At 59.1% G+C, this 16,851-nt stretch carries 13 protein-coding genes and 2 tRNA genes; 5 read left to right on the top strand and 10 right to left on the bottom strand.

Features of this window, described 5'->3' with window-relative positions; all coding sequences use genetic code 11:
- The 4 genes from FHP89_RS00735 to FHP89_RS00750 form a co-directional block, all read left to right on the top strand.
- On the top strand, nt 1-643 hold a 643-nt coding region (locus FHP89_RS00735; protein ID WP_144176559.1), incomplete at its 5' end, for a DUF2345 domain-containing protein.
- Nucleotides 643-1,773, top strand: a complete 1,131-nt coding sequence (locus FHP89_RS00740) for a hypothetical protein (protein WP_144176560.1) — start codon at nt 643-645, stop codon at nt 1,771-1,773. The genes FHP89_RS00735 and FHP89_RS00740, both read left to right, overlap by 1 nt.
- 3 nt (nt 1,774-1,776) lie before the next feature.
- A complete protein-coding gene (locus FHP89_RS00745) occupies nt 1,777-2,511 on the top strand; it encodes a hypothetical protein (protein WP_144176561.1) in 735 nt (244 codons plus the stop codon).
- A gap of 390 nt (nt 2,512-2,901) precedes the next feature.
- Nucleotides 2,902-3,351 carry an HD domain-containing protein gene (locus FHP89_RS00750; RefSeq protein ID WP_144176562.1) on the top strand — a complete coding sequence of 150 codons (450 nt, stop codon included), beginning with the start codon at nt 2,902-2,904 and terminating at the stop codon, nt 3,349-3,351.
- Between the two features lie 74 nt (nt 3,352-3,425).
- On the opposite strand, the gene FHP89_RS00755 is transcribed toward FHP89_RS00750, so the two are convergent.
- The 4 genes from FHP89_RS00755 to FHP89_RS00770 form a co-directional block, all read right to left on the bottom strand.
- A complete protein-coding gene (locus FHP89_RS00755; protein ID WP_144176563.1) occupies nt 3,426-4,550 on the bottom strand; it encodes a S1C family serine protease in 1,125 nt (374 codons plus the stop codon).
- Between the two features lie 83 nt (nt 4,551-4,633).
- Entirely contained in the window at nt 4,634-6,022 is a 1,389-nt protein-coding gene (locus tag FHP89_RS00760) for an ABC transporter permease (RefSeq protein WP_144176564.1), read from the bottom strand.
- Entirely contained in the window at nt 6,019-6,996 is a 978-nt protein-coding gene (locus tag FHP89_RS00765; protein ID WP_144176565.1) for an ABC transporter permease, read from the bottom strand. The genes FHP89_RS00760 and FHP89_RS00765 overlap by 4 nt, the downstream gene beginning before the upstream one ends.
- A gap of 3 nt (nt 6,997-6,999) precedes the next feature.
- The gene (locus FHP89_RS00770) at nt 7,000-9,156 is read right to left on the bottom strand and encodes an ABC transporter substrate-binding protein (protein WP_144176566.1); all 2,157 of its coding nucleotides are present in this window, start codon (nt 9,154-9,156) and stop codon (nt 7,000-7,002) included.
- 346 nt (nt 9,157-9,502) lie between these two features.
- On the opposite strand from FHP89_RS00770, the gene FHP89_RS00775 reads away from it, so the two are divergent.
- A complete protein-coding gene (locus tag FHP89_RS00775) occupies nt 9,503-10,294 on the top strand; it encodes an enoyl-ACP reductase FabI (RefSeq protein WP_144176567.1) in 792 nt (263 codons plus the stop codon).
- A 123-nt stretch (nt 10,295-10,417) separates the two neighbouring features.
- Here FHP89_RS00775 and FHP89_RS00780 read toward each other — a convergent pair whose 3' ends face one another.
- The 6 genes from FHP89_RS00780 to clpX all read right to left on the bottom strand — a co-directional run bounded on the left by FHP89_RS00780 (nt 10,418) and on the right by clpX (nt 16,839).
- The gene (locus tag FHP89_RS00780) at nt 10,418-12,322 is read right to left on the bottom strand and encodes a SurA N-terminal domain-containing protein (protein WP_144176568.1); all 1,905 of its coding nucleotides are present in this window, start codon (nt 12,320-12,322) and stop codon (nt 10,418-10,420) included.
- A gap of 95 nt (nt 12,323-12,417) precedes the next feature.
- Nucleotides 12,418-12,494 (bottom strand) — tRNA-Asp (locus tag FHP89_RS00785).
- Between the two features lie 9 nt (nt 12,495-12,503).
- Nucleotides 12,504-12,579, bottom strand: a tRNA-Val gene (locus FHP89_RS00790).
- A 29-nt stretch (nt 12,580-12,608) separates the two neighbouring features.
- The gene (locus FHP89_RS00795; protein WP_144176569.1) at nt 12,609-12,881 is read right to left on the bottom strand and encodes an HU family DNA-binding protein; all 273 of its coding nucleotides are present in this window, start codon (nt 12,879-12,881) and stop codon (nt 12,609-12,611) included.
- Between the two features lie 194 nt (nt 12,882-13,075).
- Nucleotides 13,076-15,496, bottom strand: a complete 2,421-nt coding sequence (lon, locus tag FHP89_RS00800; RefSeq protein ID WP_144176570.1) for an endopeptidase La — start codon at nt 15,494-15,496, stop codon at nt 13,076-13,078.
- 74 nt (nt 15,497-15,570) lie between these two features.
- A complete protein-coding gene (clpX, locus tag FHP89_RS00805; protein WP_144176571.1) occupies nt 15,571-16,839 on the bottom strand; it encodes an ATP-dependent Clp protease ATP-binding subunit ClpX in 1,269 nt (422 codons plus the stop codon).
- Nucleotides 16,840-16,851 lie beyond the last annotated feature (12 nt).

The raw sequence follows: 16,851 nt of genomic DNA on the forward strand, positions 1-16,851 counted from the left end.
CACCCTCAGCGCCACCATCGGTGAAACGGCCAGCTGGTTCAGCCACGCCGGCGGCATCAAGACCATCGCCGCCGCAGGCCGACACACCATCCAGGCCCACACCGCCGCCATGGCCGTTCACGCCGACAAGGCGGTGAGCATTACCAGTTCAAACAACGAAATCCGCATCCTCGCCAAGGGCCAAATCGTACTCAAGGCTGGCCAAAGCTCGGTGACGCTCTCAGGCGGCGACATCACCTTCGCCTGCCCCGGCACCTTCTCGGTCAAGGGCGGGGGGAATGCGTTTCAGGGGCCGGGGCGGGGGAGCGCCAGTCTTTACGGATTGCCAATGGGGACGGTGGTCGAGGTTCCTCACTGGATCGAAGTCGAGCGCAAGTACTACGACGGTTCCGCCGTTCAGGGGGCTCCAGTAGAAATCACGTTCGCCGGCGGAACGATTCGCACAGCACGCTTGAACGAGGCGGGCTTTGCCCGCGTTGAAGGAACACCAGGGGGTCTGGCGGAGATCGAAATTGGTGAAGATGCGAGGTCATGGACACTGGACGACAGCGCCCAACCCCAGGCCAATCCAGCGTACGGAAAACGACTGAGCGAAGAACAAGCCGTCGCACTTTTTGAGCTGTACACAAGGGAGATCGTCTGATGGACGAGGCGCTCGACTGGTTCTGGGGCGTCCTGCAAGGCGACTTCAACGAAGAGCCCAGCCTGTCGCAAACCATCGTGTCAGGCATCATCACCGCCATTCCGATCATCGACCAGATTGCTGATGTGCGGGACGTAATCGCCAATCTGCACCAACTGTCGAAAGACTCGAAAGACACTTGGAAGTGGGTCGCGCTGGCGATCACGCTGATCGGCCTGATCCCTATACTTGGGAGCGTCCTGAAAGGCGTTTTCAAAATCCTGATCCAGTTCGTCCGCAAAGGCGGCAAACATGCTGACGAAGCGCTGGAGATGATTCTTGCCGTGGTGCGCGGGGCCGGCAAGGGCGACCCGGTCAAGTGGCTCAAATCCCTCCCGATGGACGACTACGCCCGGCAGGCATTGAAGAACTTCAACGAGATTGTCAACAAGCTCAAACTGGGTGTCTCGGATGTGCGTCACATGTGGCTGGCGAAAGCCGTATTTGGCGACAAGCTCAAGCGCCTGGAACTCGTTGAACAGCAAATCGACAAACTCAAAGCCTTGGGCCAGAGCAAGATCCCCGAAGCGATGCGCTTCCTCAAGAAGGAACTGGACGAACTGCTCGCTCGCGCCAAACCGGCAAGATTGGACGGCACAGCCGATGCAACGAATACCCTGGCGCACAGCGCCAAGCCATTGATACGCCTTGACTATGAAGTCGCTGTTCGCCGTCGCATTGGCGCAAAAGTGGAAAGCATGAAGGCTGCGGGCCGGAGTTCCGAGGATATAGCCCGATTCGCCCACGCAGAACGGCGAGCCATTGGCAAAGAAGCGAAAGATGCAACGGACGCTGACTTGGCGGAAGTTATCTACAGAAGAAACCAGAAAACATATGGCGACCCTCTTGGGCCAAAATATGAAGACTTGCGCCGCGGCACACGAATTGACGAGCACGGCGATGAGATTAAAGTCGGGCGCGGCAAACCCAAAACCAACGAAGAAATCATCGAAGGTGCCCAACGCACCGGGGGTGACGATTTTCCCTGGGACCGTATTCTCGAGTACAACAGCGCCAAGCAGTCCGGTGATGCAGATCGCGCCAAAGCGTTACTCGCGGAGATCGACAGGATCGTAAATGGAGGGAAATAAGCGATGAATCTTAACGTACTTCTGTGTCGCCATCACACGGCAGACGATGTCATTTCCCTTTCAATGAGCACTGGTGACTGGTTCTCTGTGGAAGAACGAGACGCGCCTAGCGATGGCGAGGTGCCACTCGATGCCCGTTTCGATATGGCCATTCGCGGGACCTACTATCAGGGCGATACTGTTCGCTACTGCGCGTACTGGGATTACTCAGATCGATTTTGCTTTCGAGACAATCACGATCAGATAACCCCCCTATTTGAGCGGGCTCGCAATGGGAAAATTCGAGCCCTGCATACATCCATTGATGCTGTGGTCGAACCGGCTAAAAAGCCGTCGGGGGCGCTGGAGCAAGGGAAAAGCCGGTTTAAGCTCGTTGTTGACGGAAAAGTAACGACGGATGTCGTTTACGAATCACAATTATTCCTGCGCCTGTATGGTGCAGACGTAACGCCTTTTTCAGACCGCACTTTGGGAAGCTGGGATTTTTTTGTCGGCGTCGCAGAGGCGGTCCACTGCCTCTCATCCGAGCATACACATCCTGAGAAATCAGAAACTGCCAAACATGAATGGGCCAACGTAAGTCTCCCGATTTCTCAACACTCGGGTGAAGTATGTGAAAAGAATGGTCGATGGGGTCGGGTTGACGATCTCAAGGAATCTCATCTTCTATGGAAAGGCGAAAGGATGCCCAGAAATCACGGAAAAAACGTAGATTGGGTATGGCTGGGACCAAGCTAGCATTTCGGCATGTGCTCACAATGTGGGGTTACCAGTGGCCTGCCCCTGCATGAAGGACGAAAGGCATTGTGGGTTTGGTGCCGGACGGTATGAGCATTCAAAGCACGACGCAGCGGTGCCGTGCGGTCATTTCGAGATTGAACGGTTCCAGCGTTAGTTCAGGCTCCGACGCCTGGTTCGGGCGTGTCATAAAAAATGGTGAAAATCTAAATTTGAAATAGACCGCACTACGGAACGCCAATGCCTCAACTCCCATGTCCGCCTGCCGCGCTGCGCGAGGCGTTGATCTCGCGATATTCGGAACCGCACCGGCACTACCACACGCTCGATCATATCTACGCGATGTTGAAGCACTTTGCCGCGTTTGGCTCGCTGTGCCGGCAGCCTGAGTTGATCGATGCCGCGATATGGTTTCATGATGCGATTTACAACCCGACGCGTCGCGACAACGAAGCACGATCTGCCGATCTGGCGACTGAATATCTGAGCGACATCGGCTGGTCTGACGACGCCTGTCGGCGGGTCGCGTCCTTGATTCATATGACCGCAAAACACGCGGCGCTGCCAGGCGACTACGATGCTGCGCTGCTGATGGATCTGGATCTTTCGATTCTCGCCGCGGAACCGAGCGCCTACGATGATTACGTCGATCGAATCCGTCGCGAGTATGCACATGTGTCAGACGACGTATTTGGTGCCGGGCGACAGGCGTTCATCACCCACCTGTTGGCGCGCACGCATATCTACGCTACACCGGCGCTATTTGAGGCTTGGGAAGGCTTGGCGCGACGCAATCTTGAGCGTGAACGCCGTGTTTTGACCGGCGGCGGCTATGCGTGACCGCCCTGACGCATCGATCGGGGCCACCACGCAGCACACCTCAGACGCCTCGACTCGCGCAGTGCCCCCAGCCGCTACAGCGCCGGAATATCCTCGACCGGAATCGCGAACCCGATCCCCTGCGTCCCGAGCAATACCGCCGTATTCACGCCGACGACATCGCCCACTTCGGTGATCAATGGGCCGCCGCTATTGCCGGGATTGATTGGGGCATCAGTCTGGAGATATCGCCTCTCGCCTTCGTCCCGGTAGCCAGAAAAAACACCCCCGGTGACGGTATAAGTCAGGCCCGAAGGGCTGCCGACGGTGTATAGCCGTTCGCCCTGACTGAGAGCAGCACTTTGTCCGCGTTTGATGTAGGGGCAGTTGCTGGCGGGCAGCCTGAAGCTGGCAAGGTCGCGCTCGTCGACGTATTCAATCTGATTGACGTCGAATTGGGTGCCATCAACCAGCGACACCTTGTAGGTTGCCATGCGGGCGTAGAGCGCGGTTTTGCTGATCTCGTCATTGACTTGCTGGCGCACAGCCTCGGGGAGCGTGCGTATGCTTTCCTTCACCTTGTCGATCTTGATCTGCAGCGTCAGCGCACCACCGCTGCCCTTGCCGTTGCGAGCAACTTCCTCTCGATACGCCGCCGACAAGGCCTTGAGATCCTGCAGCAACTCGCTTTGCTGGCGCGCAAATTCTTTGGCGATCAGGGGAGATTGTTCTGCGGCGCGCCTGGCGCTGGCGCTATCGAAATGCAGCACATGGCGATTGGTCACGACCCGGCAATCGGCGCTCACGATAAAGCCCGATCCGAGGCTGCCCCATGGCGTCTGGATGAACACCGTGGCGTTGCGCGCGGCTTCGATTGCGTTGCGTGGTGGGTGAGATTTGTTGAGCTTGGCGGCAATACCGCCTTGTGGCTGCGATGGCGTCGAAGCAACCGCTGCTGGCGCCCCCTCAACTGGAGCGGTGTCGGCCCCGTCGCCGCCAAAGATGGCAAAGGCGCCGCCCAACACGATGACCAGCGCAATCGCGCTTTTAACAAGAGGGAACCCCGGCGCATCGTCACCACCGCTGCGCCGGGGCGCGCGTTTCGCAGAAGCCATGGCTTCCTTCTCGGCGAGATACTGCGCATATTTTTCGAAGAACACGCCGCAGGATTCGCACTGCTCGGTGTTCGACTGGCTATGTCCGCACTTGGGGCAATCCATTGTCTCTCGCAAATTTACGTAAGACCGAATGCCAGCCTTTCTCTGGCCACGGTCGAGTCGGTGCTGTCGCGCGTCCCCTGAGCTTAGCCGGCCCGAGGATCGAAGGCGTCACGCACGACGTCGGCAAGCAAATTAGCGGCAAGCACCAGCACAAACATGAACACAAACGCCGCCGCCAGAGACCACCACACCATCGGGTCGCGGGCCAACTCCATGCGCGCGGCGTTGATCAGCGTGCCAAAGCTCGCCATGTTGGGATCGACGCCAATGCCCACATAGGACAACACGGCTTCGGCCAGTACCAGTCCGGAAAAGTCCATCACCAACGCGATGATCACGATGTGCATGAGATTGGGCAGTACATGGCGCAACAGAATGCGCACCGTGGGCACGCCGAATGCCCGGGCGGCCTGCACATACTCCAGCTCCCGCAACTTCAGGGTTTCGCCTCTGAGCAGACGGCACAACCCGGTCCAGCTGGTCATGCCAAGAATGAAGCACAACGCCAGCAGCCGCGCATCGGATCGCTCGGCCGCGGTGGCAAACCACTCGGGGTGGTTTTCGATGAATACCTGCATCATCAACACTGCCGCAGCAATCAAGAGCACGCCGGGAATGGAGTTGAGCACGGTGTAGAGGTACTGGATGACATCATCAACCCACCCGCCGAAATAGCCGGCAAGAATGCCGAGCGCGATCGCCAGCGGGAGCGTCACCAGCGTGGTGAGCGTGCCGATCATCAACGCGGTGCGCACGCTCTTGAGGGTGAGGTAAAACACGTCCTGCCCGACCTTGTCGGTGCCGAACACGTGGTATCCCTGCGCCAGCGACAGCAGCATGCCCGCCACAACGGCCACAATCGACCAGGTCAGCCAGGCACTGCGCCAGGCCAGTTGCGTCTGGCCGCGTATCAGACGGCCGACACCACCATTAAATACACTCAGCACGGCAGCGGCCAGCAGCGAGAGCCCGACACCCACCGCAGCGCCCCGCATGAGATGACTGGCGATATCAGCGCCATGATCCTGCGCTGCGTCCTCAAGATGTGCGCCACCATGGACCAGCCGCGGGAAGTCTCGCCGCTGACCGCCGTCAGGCAGTTCGACCGTCTCTTTGACGAAGGCATGCGTCGCGAGCGGCGCCGAATAGGTGCGCTCGACATCGGTCCGCTGACGGTGCATGACAACATCCAGCACGCTCGTCACTTCCGTGGCGTAGACCGTCTCCGTCTGCCCTGCCGTCGGCGGCAAAGCGGCGCGAAAATGCAGGCTGTCGAGAATGCCGATGAGAAGAAAGACCAGCAACACAACCATGGCGGCCATGCCTGCCGGGCGCTCCCCAACCCGCGCCCAGGAACGACGAAGGTGCGGACGGCGCCAGGCGTGCAGCGCACCGACGGCGAACGCGCCGAGCAGCAGGAAAAAGCAGGCATCGGTCCACAACACGACCGTTTCGAATCCGTGCTCGATCATTCGAACCTCACACGCGGATCCACCAGGGTGTAGGACAAATCAGTGAGAATCAGCCCCACGATGTAGAGCACCGAACCAATAAACACCATCGCCCGCACCACGGCAAAGTCTTGCGCCTGAATGGCGTCGATGGTGTAGCTCCCCAGCCCCGGAATCCCAAAGAAGGATTCGATGATCAGGCTCCCCATGAACAGCAAGGGGATCACCACGACCACGCCGGTGAGGATGGGAATCATGGCGTTCTTGAGCACATGCCGGAACAGCACGGTCAGTTCGGACACGCCTTTGGCGCGCGCCGTCCGGACATAGTCCCGAGAAATCTCTTCAAGAAAAATGGTGCGATACCACCGGGTGCTGCTGCCGATACCGCCAATCACGCCAAGCACCACCGGCAAGGCCAGGAAGCGCGGCGCATCCAGCCCGCCTCCGTAGCCCGAGATCGGCACCAGATGCCATATCTTAGATATCAACCACTGTCCGCCGATAATGTAGAACAGGCTTGAAATCGACATCATCGCGACACACACCACCACGCCCCAGAAATCGAGTGGCGTAGCGCGGAAGAACACCAGCATCAGCGCGAAGCTGACGGTAACGAACAAGCCCAATACAAAGGTCGGCAGCGCGATGGCCAGCGACGGCCCCATGCGCTGCTGGATCTCGCGCGCGATGTCCCGACCGTCGTCGGCCGCACCAAAATCGAACACGAACATGCGCAGTGACTTGTCGAAGAATACGGTGTCAGTCAGCTGCGCGCCGCCCTCGGCGCTTTCATTGAAGAACAAGGGTTTGTCGTAGCCGCGCTCGACCTTCCAGCGTTCGATGGCTTCCGGTGTGACGCGCTTGACACCCAATTGCATCCGCGCCATGTCATCCGGCGTGTTGACCACGAAAAACAGGGCAAAGGTGAGCAGATTGACGCCCATCAGAATGGGCAGCGCATACAGCAGGCGGCGGACGAGATAGGCCCACATGGTTCAACCCTCCGCCGCGTCGGCCACGCGGACCGTTTGCCGTTCGTGCTGGCGATACCGACGCACCATCGGCCAGATCATCAACACCAGCAACCCGGCCATGAGGCCCAGCGGCCAGATCACTGGTCGGTTCCAGACCAGACGTTTTTCGCTCCGCTGAACCGTATCGATACGTTGATACTTCAGCGTGTTGCGCACGATGGCGCCCGGTTTCCGGTTTTTAAGCCAGCCATGCTGAAGCACAAACGCTTTTTGATGAAAGCCCCAGATCCACGGCGCATCGTGTTGCAAAATGCGGTTCATCTTGCGAATGATGCTCAGGCGCTCCGGGCCGTTCGGCATCACTTTCATGGCCTCGAAGAGTCGGTCGAACTCGGCATTTTCGTAGTTGCTCGCATTCTCGCCCTGCGTCGCCACGCGCCCCTGCGGGCCATACAGCAAAAAATAGAAATTCTCCGGGTCGGGGTAATCAGCATTCCAGCCCAGGAAAAACATCTGCGCGTTGCCCTTGCGCAATTTGTCCTGCAAGCGGTTCCAGTCGGAATCTCGCACCACCAGCTGGAGATCGATCTTCCTGAGTTGCTTGGTCAGCCAATTCACGTATGACTTCTGCCCCATGCCTGACGAGGTCGTATCGAGGTGAATCACCAAGGGCGCCCCCGTGTTGGCGTCGCGTCCGCCCGGGTAACCCGCGTCGGCCAGCAGCTTGCGTGCGACGTCGACCGACTTGCGCACCGGCGCACCATTGATCCAGTCGTACACCATCGGGTTGATGCCCGCCTCACCGGGTTCATGACCGAAGATGCCCGGCGGCACCGGGTGCATCGCAGGTGACCCGCGGCCATTGAGAAACACCGAAATGAATTCTTCTTCATCAATGGCAATCGACAGCGCCAGACGCAGCTTGCGCGCCGCTTCGCTGGTGCCGCCGACCACGGGGTCGAGCATGTTGAAACCCAGGTACATCACGGTGGGTGACACCGAGGTGATCAGTTCGATCCCCTGCGCGCGCATCTCGTCGCTGAGTCCAACCTCACCCTCGCCGCCCATCTGGACGGCCTGATCAAAATTGTCGGACGACAGCCCCGAAGCGTCGTAATAGCCCTGCAGGAATTTGTTCCAGTAGGGAATGCCCTCTTTCTCGCGAGAGAACACCGCTCGATCAATGAACGGAATCGCCTTGCCACAATCGGCCACCATGCCGGCTGCGACATCATCGTCACTGGCTTCACACGGGTAGGTTTCGCCACGATAGTTCGGGTTGCGCGCCAGCACCATGCGCGCATTCGGGTCGTTCTCAACCAGCATGTACGGGCCTGTTCCCACCGGCCACCAGTCCAGCGTCAAATTCTTTTCCGCCATGCCGGGCTGTGCGTAAAAGCGATCGACTTCGCGTGGCACGGGCGCGAAAAACGGCATCGTCATCCAGTAGGACAGTTGCGGATAGGTGCCTTCAACCCGAATCCGGTAGGTGTAGCGATCAACCACCTCCACGCCATCGAGCACAAACTCGTCCAGATCGAGCCAGGCATCCGGCCCCGCTTTCTCTGCTGCCGCCGCAAGCGCCTCGTGCAGGCCACTCAAGCCGCGGATATACCCCCGCATCAGTTCGAAGATCGGCGAGTGCAGCCTGGGGTGCGCAAGGCGCTTGAGCTGATAGACAAAATCCTCGGCAATCAGCTCGCGGGAACCCACCAGCGGGAAGTCGGGAATTGCCGTCGCGACCTCAAGCGCCGCAGCAGGCATCGGCACATAGGCTGGACGCCCCGACGCGTCCTTCGCAAACGCGGGGTGAGGCTGATAACGCACACCGGGGCGCACCCTGATTTCGTACACGGTATGGGCCACGTCGGCGGCGGCCGCACTGTCAGGCAGCAGCGCGCCATCCTTGCCATAGCGATACAGCACTGGCATCTGAGCGGCAGCGCCTGGGATCAACGCATACGGACGCTGCAGATAGTGATACTGAAGCGGCGGCTCGTAGATCTGGTACAGAAAGGTCGCCTCGTCTTCGGAATACGACTGCACCGGATCGAAGTGCTTCGGCCGGTTAACAAAGGCCGAATAGAGAATATTCTGGCCCGCCTCCGCCGCCGGATACGGATCATTCCAGGCATTACCGCAGCCCGACAGCACCCCACAAAGCCCCGCCGCACACATGATCGAGACGCCTCGCCGCACGGTACCAATAACTGCCGATACGCCCGCCAGCGGGCGTCGAAGCAAATCAAATCGAAGGACAAGGCGCATTGTGCGCAAGCGGTTGAGCATGGCCGGCAGTTTAGCCCAAGCAGCGAACGACTGGCATCGGCGTTCTCCCCGCACAGGCATCCGGCGCTCGCAGATGAGCACGGCTCACATGGCCTCGCGCAGCTCAGCCATGCAGCGACTTCCCTTGCCCCGTACACACCTCTCAACGCGTCACCGGAGATTACGGCCTACAACCCCTCGGTCTGTGTGGCTTCGGCTATAATTCGCCGATTGGCTCAACGGAGATTAGATAAAAATGGGGCTTCTCACAGGAAAGCGAATTCTGGTCACCGGCTTGCTTAGCAACCGGTCGATTGCCTACGGTGTCGCGCGTGCAATGCATCGCGAAGGCGCCGAGTTGGCGTTTGCCTATCAGAACGAACGTTTCCAGGAACGCGTCAGCAAACTCGCCGCCGATTTCGGCAGTGAACTGATTTTGCCGTGTGACGTCCAGGACGACACGCAGATCGACGACCTCTTTTCACAGATCGGCGACGCCTGGGGCGGCATCGACAGCGTGGTTCACTCGATTGCCTACGCACCCAGCGATGCACTTGAGGGCGACTTCCTCGAAGGGCTGTCACGCGAGGCTTTCCGCATCTCCCAGGAGATCAGCGCCTACAGCTTCCCGGCCATGGCCAAAGCGGCGCGGCCGCTGCTGGCCGGACGCAATGGCTCGCTGCTCACGCTGTCCTACCTCGGCGCCGTTCGCACCATGCCGAACTACAACATCATGGGTCTGGCCAAGGCCAGTCTTGAAGCCTCGGTACGCTACCTCGCCGCCTGCCTCGGCCCCGAAGGCACGCGCGTCAATGCCGTGTCGGCCGGCCCGATCAAGACGCTGGCAGCCTCCGGCATTGGCAACTTCGGCAAGCTGCTCTCCTTCAACGAGCGCAACGCGCCGCTGCGTCGCAACGTCACAATCGACGAAGTCGGCAACGCCGCCGCATTCATGTGCTCCGATCTGGCCAGCGGCATCACCGGCGAGATCATGTATGTCGATGGCGGTTTCAATACCACCGCACTGGGCAACCCCGATCAAGGTTGATTGGCCTGACAGTCAAAAAAAAAACCGGCGTATCGCGTCGGTTTTTTTCAGCGCCCATAAAAAATGCCTCCCGCTCGGGAGGCATTTTTTTAAGCGGACCAAAGCTCAATCGAAGCGCCGGTCTCAGCCGTTGCTGTCAGTCGCCAGCGCAGCCGCGTTGATTTTCACCGCATAACGCTCACGCAGCGCACTCAAGAAAGCGCGCAAATCCTGCGCCCCCATCAACTGTGCGTACTGATCAGTCATCGTCTCCAGGCGAGGATCCTTGTCGTCAATCGTCACCTTTTTGACGGCATCCACACGAAACAGCGCATACCCTGCGCCTGGCACGCTCACACCGGTGTAGGCCGGCAGGCTATCGGACGCCACAGCAAAGACAGAAGTCATCGCGTTTGGCGGCAGCATCGGCAAACCGCGCTGGAGCTTGATCGGGTCGCCCCAAGTCAGGTCAGCCTTCTCGCCCTTCGTCAGCGCGGCCAGCTGGTCTGCGCCGGCCTTCGCTGCGGCTTCTGCTGCCTGTTGCTGGCGCAGTTGCGATTCGACTTCGGCTTTTACCTCATCGAAACTCCGTCGCTGTGCCGGCTCATGCGATGTCACACGCGCCGCAACAATCGTATTGTTTCCGATATCGATCGCATCCGTATTGTGCTTGCTGGCAATGGCTGATTGCGAGAACACCGCTTCGGCCAAGGCGGGAGACTCGAACCCGGCGACCGTCGTGACCCCCTTCTCGATCCAGTCTTCCGTCGAGCGGATTTCAAGCCCGAACTGGTTGGCCGCCGGCTCGAGCGAGTCCGGCTGCTCATACACCAGGTTGGCAAACTGCTCGGCAGACTCCGCGAAACGACGGCTGGCAGCGCGCTCGCGCAGCGTCGCCTCCAGTTGTCCGCGCGCTTCCTCAAAAGACGGGATCGTCGCCTTGCGAATGTCGTCGACACGAATAATATGGAAACCGAAATCTGAACGAACAAGCTCACTCACTTCGCCCGCCGCCAGCGCAAACGCTGCATCTTCAAACGGCTTGAGCATGGCACCGCGACCAAAGAAACCCAGGTCACCACCATTGGCCGACGAACCCGGATCATCCGAGGCGGTCTTGGCGATGGCTTCAAAGCGAGCGCCATCCGTCTTGATCTCGGCCAGCAGCGCTTCCGCCTTTTTTCTCGCGGCAGCCACGTCAGCCTCGGAGGCATCGGCAGCCACTTGAACCAGAATATGGCGCGCCTTGCGCTCCTCGGGCGACCCAAGATTCAACTTGGTTTGCTCGTACTCGGCGCGCAGTTCATCGTCAGAGACGGTCACTTTCGATTTCAGCGTGTCAGCGCTCAATACGAGGTAGGACAACTTGACGCGCGCCGGCACGGCATAGCTTTCAATATTTGCTTCGTAATATGCCTTCGCCGCTTCCGGAGAGATCTCAAGCGACTTGAGATAGGTCTCTGGCTCGAAACGCACCATATGCACCGTCCGCTCCTCCAGCTGCGCCGACAGCACGCGCGACACCGCCGCCTTGGGGACCATGGCTGCCTCACCCATGGCGCTGAGCACTTGCTGATAGGCCAGCTCGCCGCGGAGGCGCTCCTGGAAGCTCAGATCATTCATGCCCTGGCCGCGCAACGCGGCCTGATAGCGTGCATTGGAAAACTGGCCGTCTTCCTGAAATGCGGGAATGCCGGCAATCGTCTGACGCAACTGCTCGTCCGACACCGACAAACGGTGTTCGCTGGCGAACAGCGACAGCAGCCGCTGATTCACGAGATTGTCGAGCACCGCGCGCCGGAACAGCGGATCCTGGAACGTGGCCGGATCGACCTGCCCTTCGTTGGATGCGCGGATTCGGTCTTGTTGCTCGCGAACAGCCTGCTCGAACTCGTAAGCGGAGATGGGCGTACCACCAACCGTCGCGACCTCACCAGCAGCACCGTTGTTATTGAGATAAGACTCGATACCGAAGAATGCAAACGTCACCGAGATCAGGGCGAGAATGACTTGCGCGATGCGCTTGTTGTTTCGAACTGCCTCAAACATGTTTATGACCAAGTAGAGCGTTGAAAGGCGGATGGTATCGCGAAAGCGAAACTCGCATAAAAAAAGGCGAACGCAACGCTCGCCTTTGTTTGGTCTGGCGGAGTGGACGGGACTCGAACCCGCGACCCCCGGCGTGACAGGCCGGTATTCTAACCAACTGAACTACCACTCCGCTGTGCGCTGGTGGGTGCTGACGGGCTCGAACCGCCGACATTCGCCTTGTAAGGGCGACGCTCTACCAACTGAGCTAAGCACCCGCGCTCGAGCCACGAGACTCGAAAGCGCGCTAGTTTACTGTATCTTTGAGGGCTTTGCCAGCGCGAAACTTCGGCACTTTTGCTGATTTGATCTTGATAGCTACGCCCGTGCGTGGATTACGCCCCGTTCTGGCCGCCCGCTTGCCAACATAGAAGGTACCAAAGCCCACGAGCGTTACCGTGCCGCCTTTTTTCAGCGCCGTCGACACAGCCCCGATAGCCGCATCGAGCGCCCGGCCAGCTGCCGCTTTCGACAGATCAGCCTGGTCAGCGATTTGATCGATCAGTTCGGATTTATTCACGGATGTCCCCTTTCATTTTTTGATGTGGGCAACCACCACCACGCCGCCCCAGAACGGTGCGGCGTCATGGCAGTGCTGGCGGGTAACGCAGAGGTTTTATAGCGTGGGCTTTTTGCGACTGTCAAGCCGCGGTGCAGCGCAAAGGCGCAAAAGAAAACGGCCGCAGACGCGGCCATTTTCTTGTATTTGAACGCTTAGTGCGCTCGCAGGTTCTGCGGATCGGACGCTTTCTCCGAATCCGACACCGTCGCTCCGCCATCGGCAGAGGCCGGCGGCAGCGGCTCAGGACGACGCTCCAGTGCATGCTCCAGCACTTGATCAATCCAGCGCACAGGCACGATCTCCAGCGCGTTCTTGATGTTGTCAGGCATTTCCGCCAGATCCTTGACGTTTTCTTCCGGAATCAATGCGGTGGTGATCCCGCCGCGCACGGCAGCCAGCAGCTTTTCCTTGAGGCCACCGATCGGCAATACCTCTCCACGCAAGGTAATTTCGCCGGTCATTGCCACGTCGCAGCGCACGGGGATACCGGTCAGCGCCGATACCATGGCCGTCGTAATCGCCCCACCGGCGGACGGACCATCTTTGGGGATGGCACCTTCGGGCAAGTGGATGTGCAGGTCGCTCTTCTGATAGAAATCCTCAGCGATACCAAGCGAACGTGCGCGACGGCGAACCACCGACAGCGCCGCCTGAATCGACTCCTGCATGACCTCACCGAGTTTGCCGGTGTTAACCACCTTGCCTTTACCGGGCAAAACGACGGCTTCAACCGTCAGCAATTCACCGCCCACCTCGGTCCAGGCCAGACCAGTCACCTGCCCCACCTGGTTTTCCTTCTCCGCCATGCCGAAGCTGTAGCGACGAACGCCCAGGTACTTATCGAGGCTCTTGCTGTTAACGACGACCTTGGTGGCGCGCTTGCGCAGGACCAGCGCACGCACGACCTTGCGACAGATCTTGGAAATTTCACGTTCCAGACTGCGCACACCGGCTTCCCGCGAGTAGTAGCGAATGGCATCGCGCAATGCGTCTTCGGTGATGGTGACTTCGTCCTTCTTCAAGCCGTTGGCGCTCAATTGCTTGGGCACCAGATAACGCTGCGCAATATTGACCTTCTCGTCCTCGGTGTAGCCGGACAAGCGAATCACTTCCATCCGGTCCAGCAGCGCCGCAGGAATATTGAGCGTATTTGCCGTCGCCACGAACATGACGTCCGACAAGTCGTACTCGACTTCGATGTAGTGGTCGACGAACGTGGAGTTCTGTTCCGGATCGAGCACCTCAAGCAGCGCCGACGACGGATCACCGCGGAAGTCCTGACCCATCTTGTCGACTTCGTCGAGCAGGAACAACGGGTTCTTGACCGCGACCTTGGTCATGTTCTGCAAAATCTTGCCCGGCATTGAGCCGATGTAGGTGCGTCGATGGCCACGAATTTCGGCCTCGTCACGAACCCCACCCAGGGACATGCGCACGAACTTGCGATTGGTGGCCCGTGCAATTGACTGGCCCAGCGAGGTCTTGCCAACCCCCGGAGGCCCCACAAGGCACAGAATCGGCGCTTTGAGCTTGTCGACGCGCTGCTGAACCGCCAGGTACTCAACGATGCGCTCCTTGACCTTCTCGAGGCCGTAGTGCTCCTTGTCGAGCACTTTCTCGGCTTCTTGCAGGTCCTTGTGGATGCGCGAGCGCTTTTTCCACGGCAAGCCGATGACGGTCTCAATGTAGTTGCGCACAACCGTTGCCTCTGCGGACATCGGCGACATCAGGCGCAGCTTCTTGAGCTCGCCATTGGCCTTGGCAAGCGCTTCCTTGCTCATCCCGGAAGCCTTGATCTTGCGATCAAGCTCCTCGAGATCGGCACCGTCTTCGCCTTCGCCAAGTTCTTTCTGGATGGCCTTGACCTGCTCGTTCAGGTAGTACTCGCGCTGGCTTTTTTCCATCTGCCGTTTGACACGGCCACGGATGCGCTTTTCGACCTGGAGAATGTCGAGCTCCGACTCAAGCTGGGTCAGCAGACGCTCGAGACGCGCCGTGGCGTCGAACATTTCGAGTACTTCCTGCTTCTGCTCAAGCTTGAGCGGCAGGTGGGCTGCGATAGTGTCGGCCAAACGACCGGACTCTTCGATACCGCCCAGCGAAGTCAGAATCTCCGGGGGGATTTTCTTGTTCAGTTTTACGTACTGGTCGAACTGGGCAATGATCGCCCGACGCATCGCTTCAATTTCGTGCGAGGCCACTTCAGCAATCGGGATCGGCGTTGCCTTCGCGGTGAAGACGCTATCCAGGTCTGTGACAGAGTCCAGATTCGCCCGTTGAACGCCTTCAACCAGCACCTTGATGGTGCCGTCCGGGAGCTTGAGCATCTGCAAAATATTGGCGACACAGCCGATATCGTAGAGGTCCTGAGCACCGGGTTCGTCTTGAGCGGCGGACTTCTGGGCGACAAGCAAAATACTCTTCGCGCCTTCCATCGCCATCTCAAGGGCTTTAATAGATTTCGGGCGCCCCACAAACAGTGGGATCACCATGTGGGGGAAAACCACCACATCACGCAGCGGCAGCAGCGGGAATTCCATCTGCTCCTGCGGCAACTCCTGGGTGCCAGACATGACTTTTCCTTCAGAAAGGGATCACGGGCCCAGATGGGGGCCCGTGATGCAAATTCAAGATAGCAACCCCGAATTCAGTTGGAACCGGCAACCTTTTGCTGATCTGCAAAAATCAGAATGGGCTGGGCACTGCCTTCAATCGCACCTTCATCAATAACAATTTTCTCGACGTTTTCCATCGTCGGCAAGTCGTACATGACGTCAAGCAATGTGGCTTCGAGAATAGAGCGCAAACCTCGCGCCCCGGTTTTCCGCTTCAAGGCACGCCGCGCAATCGCACGCAGCGCAGCGTCACGAAACTCGAGATCGACGCCTTCCATGGAGAAGAGTTTGCCGTATTGCTTGACCAGCGCGTTCTTCGGCTCCGTGAGAATCTTGACCAGGGCTTCCTCGTCAAGTTCCTGCAAGCTGGCAACCACGGGCAAGCGTCCAACGAATTCCGGGATCAGGCCGAACTTGACCAGATCTTCCGGCTCGACGTTCAACAGGGTCTCGGAGGCTGGCTTGCCTTCGCGGCTTCGCACTTCGGCACCAAAACCGATACCGGCCTGCTCGGTGCGATCGCGAATGACGCGCTCGAGTCCGTCAAACGCCCCGCCGCAAATAAACAGGATGTTTGTGGTGTCGATCTGGACGAAGTCCTGATTCGGGTGCTTGCGCCCGCCTTGCGGCGGCACGGCGGCCACGGTGCCTTCGATCAGTTTGAGCAGCGCCTGCTGCACGCCCTCGCCCGACACGTCACGCGTGATAGACGGGTTGTCGGATTTGCGCGAGATTTTGTCGATCTCATCAATATAGACAATGCCTCGCTGGGCCTTGTCGACATCGTAGTCGCACTTCTGAAGCAGCTTCTGGATGATGTTCTCGACATCCTCACCCACATAGCCGGCTTCGGTCAGCGTGGTGGCATCGGCCATCACGAAAGGCACGTTGAGCAAGCGCGCGAGCGTTTGGGCCAGCAGTGTCTTGCCCGAACCGGTTGGGCCGACGAGCAGGATATTGCTCTTGGCGAGCTCGACATCGTCCTTGGTGGCCTCGAGGTGCTTGAGGCGCTTGTAGTGGTTGTAGACCGCCACCGCCAGAATACGCTTGGCTTTGGGCTGGCCGACCACGTACTGATTGAGGATCTCGAAGATCTCAAGCGGCGTGGGCAAGTCAGTGCGGCCTTCTTCGCCGCCGTGGTCACCCGCCAGTTCATCACGGATGATGTCATTGCAAAGCTCAATGCATTCATCGCAGATGAAGACGGAAGGGCCAGCGATGAGCTTGCGCACTTCATGCTGGCTCTTGCCACAAAACGAGCAGTACAGGAGCTTTTCGCCGCCCGTTTTCTTCTCAGTCATAACACTCTCTCG

The sequence above is a fragment of the Denitromonas ohlonensis genome (assembly GCF_007625205.1).
GTDB classification, from domain to species: domain Bacteria; phylum Pseudomonadota; class Gammaproteobacteria; order Burkholderiales; family Rhodocyclaceae; genus Nitrogeniibacter; species Nitrogeniibacter ohlonensis.

Excerpts from the sequence above, each read along its gene's own strand:
- FHP89_RS00740 (WP_144176560.1), top strand. The coding sequence starts at position 643 with ATGGACGAGGCGCTCGACTGGTTCTGGGGCGTCCTGCAAGGCGACTTC.
- FHP89_RS00745 (WP_144176561.1), top strand. The coding sequence starts at position 1,777 with ATGAATCTTAACGTACTTCTGTGTCGCCATCACACGGCAGACGATGTC.
- FHP89_RS00755 (WP_144176563.1), bottom strand. The coding sequence starts at position 4,550 with ATGGATTGCCCCAAGTGCGGACATAGCCAGTCGAACACCGAGCAGTGC.
- FHP89_RS00760 (WP_144176564.1), bottom strand. The coding sequence starts at position 6,022 with ATGATCGAGCACGGATTCGAAACGGTCGTGTTGTGGACCGATGCCTGC.
- FHP89_RS00765 (WP_144176565.1), bottom strand. The coding sequence starts at position 6,996 with ATGTGGGCCTATCTCGTCCGCCGCCTGCTGTATGCGCTGCCCATTCTG.
- FHP89_RS00770 (WP_144176566.1), bottom strand. The coding sequence starts at position 9,156 with ATGTGTGCGGCGGGGCTTTGTGGGGTGCTGTCGGGCTGCGGTAATGCC.
- FHP89_RS00775 (WP_144176567.1), top strand. The coding sequence starts at position 9,503 with ATGGGGCTTCTCACAGGAAAGCGAATTCTGGTCACCGGCTTGCTTAGC.
- FHP89_RS00780 (WP_144176568.1), bottom strand. The coding sequence starts at position 12,322 with ATGTTTGAGGCAGTTCGAAACAACAAGCGCATCGCGCAAGTCATTCTC.
- lon (WP_144176570.1), bottom strand. The coding sequence starts at position 15,496 with ATGTCTGGCACCCAGGAGTTGCCGCAGGAGCAGATGGAATTCCCGCTG.
- clpX (WP_144176571.1), bottom strand. The coding sequence starts at position 16,839 with ATGACTGAGAAGAAAACGGGCGGCGAAAAGCTCCTGTACTGCTCGTTT.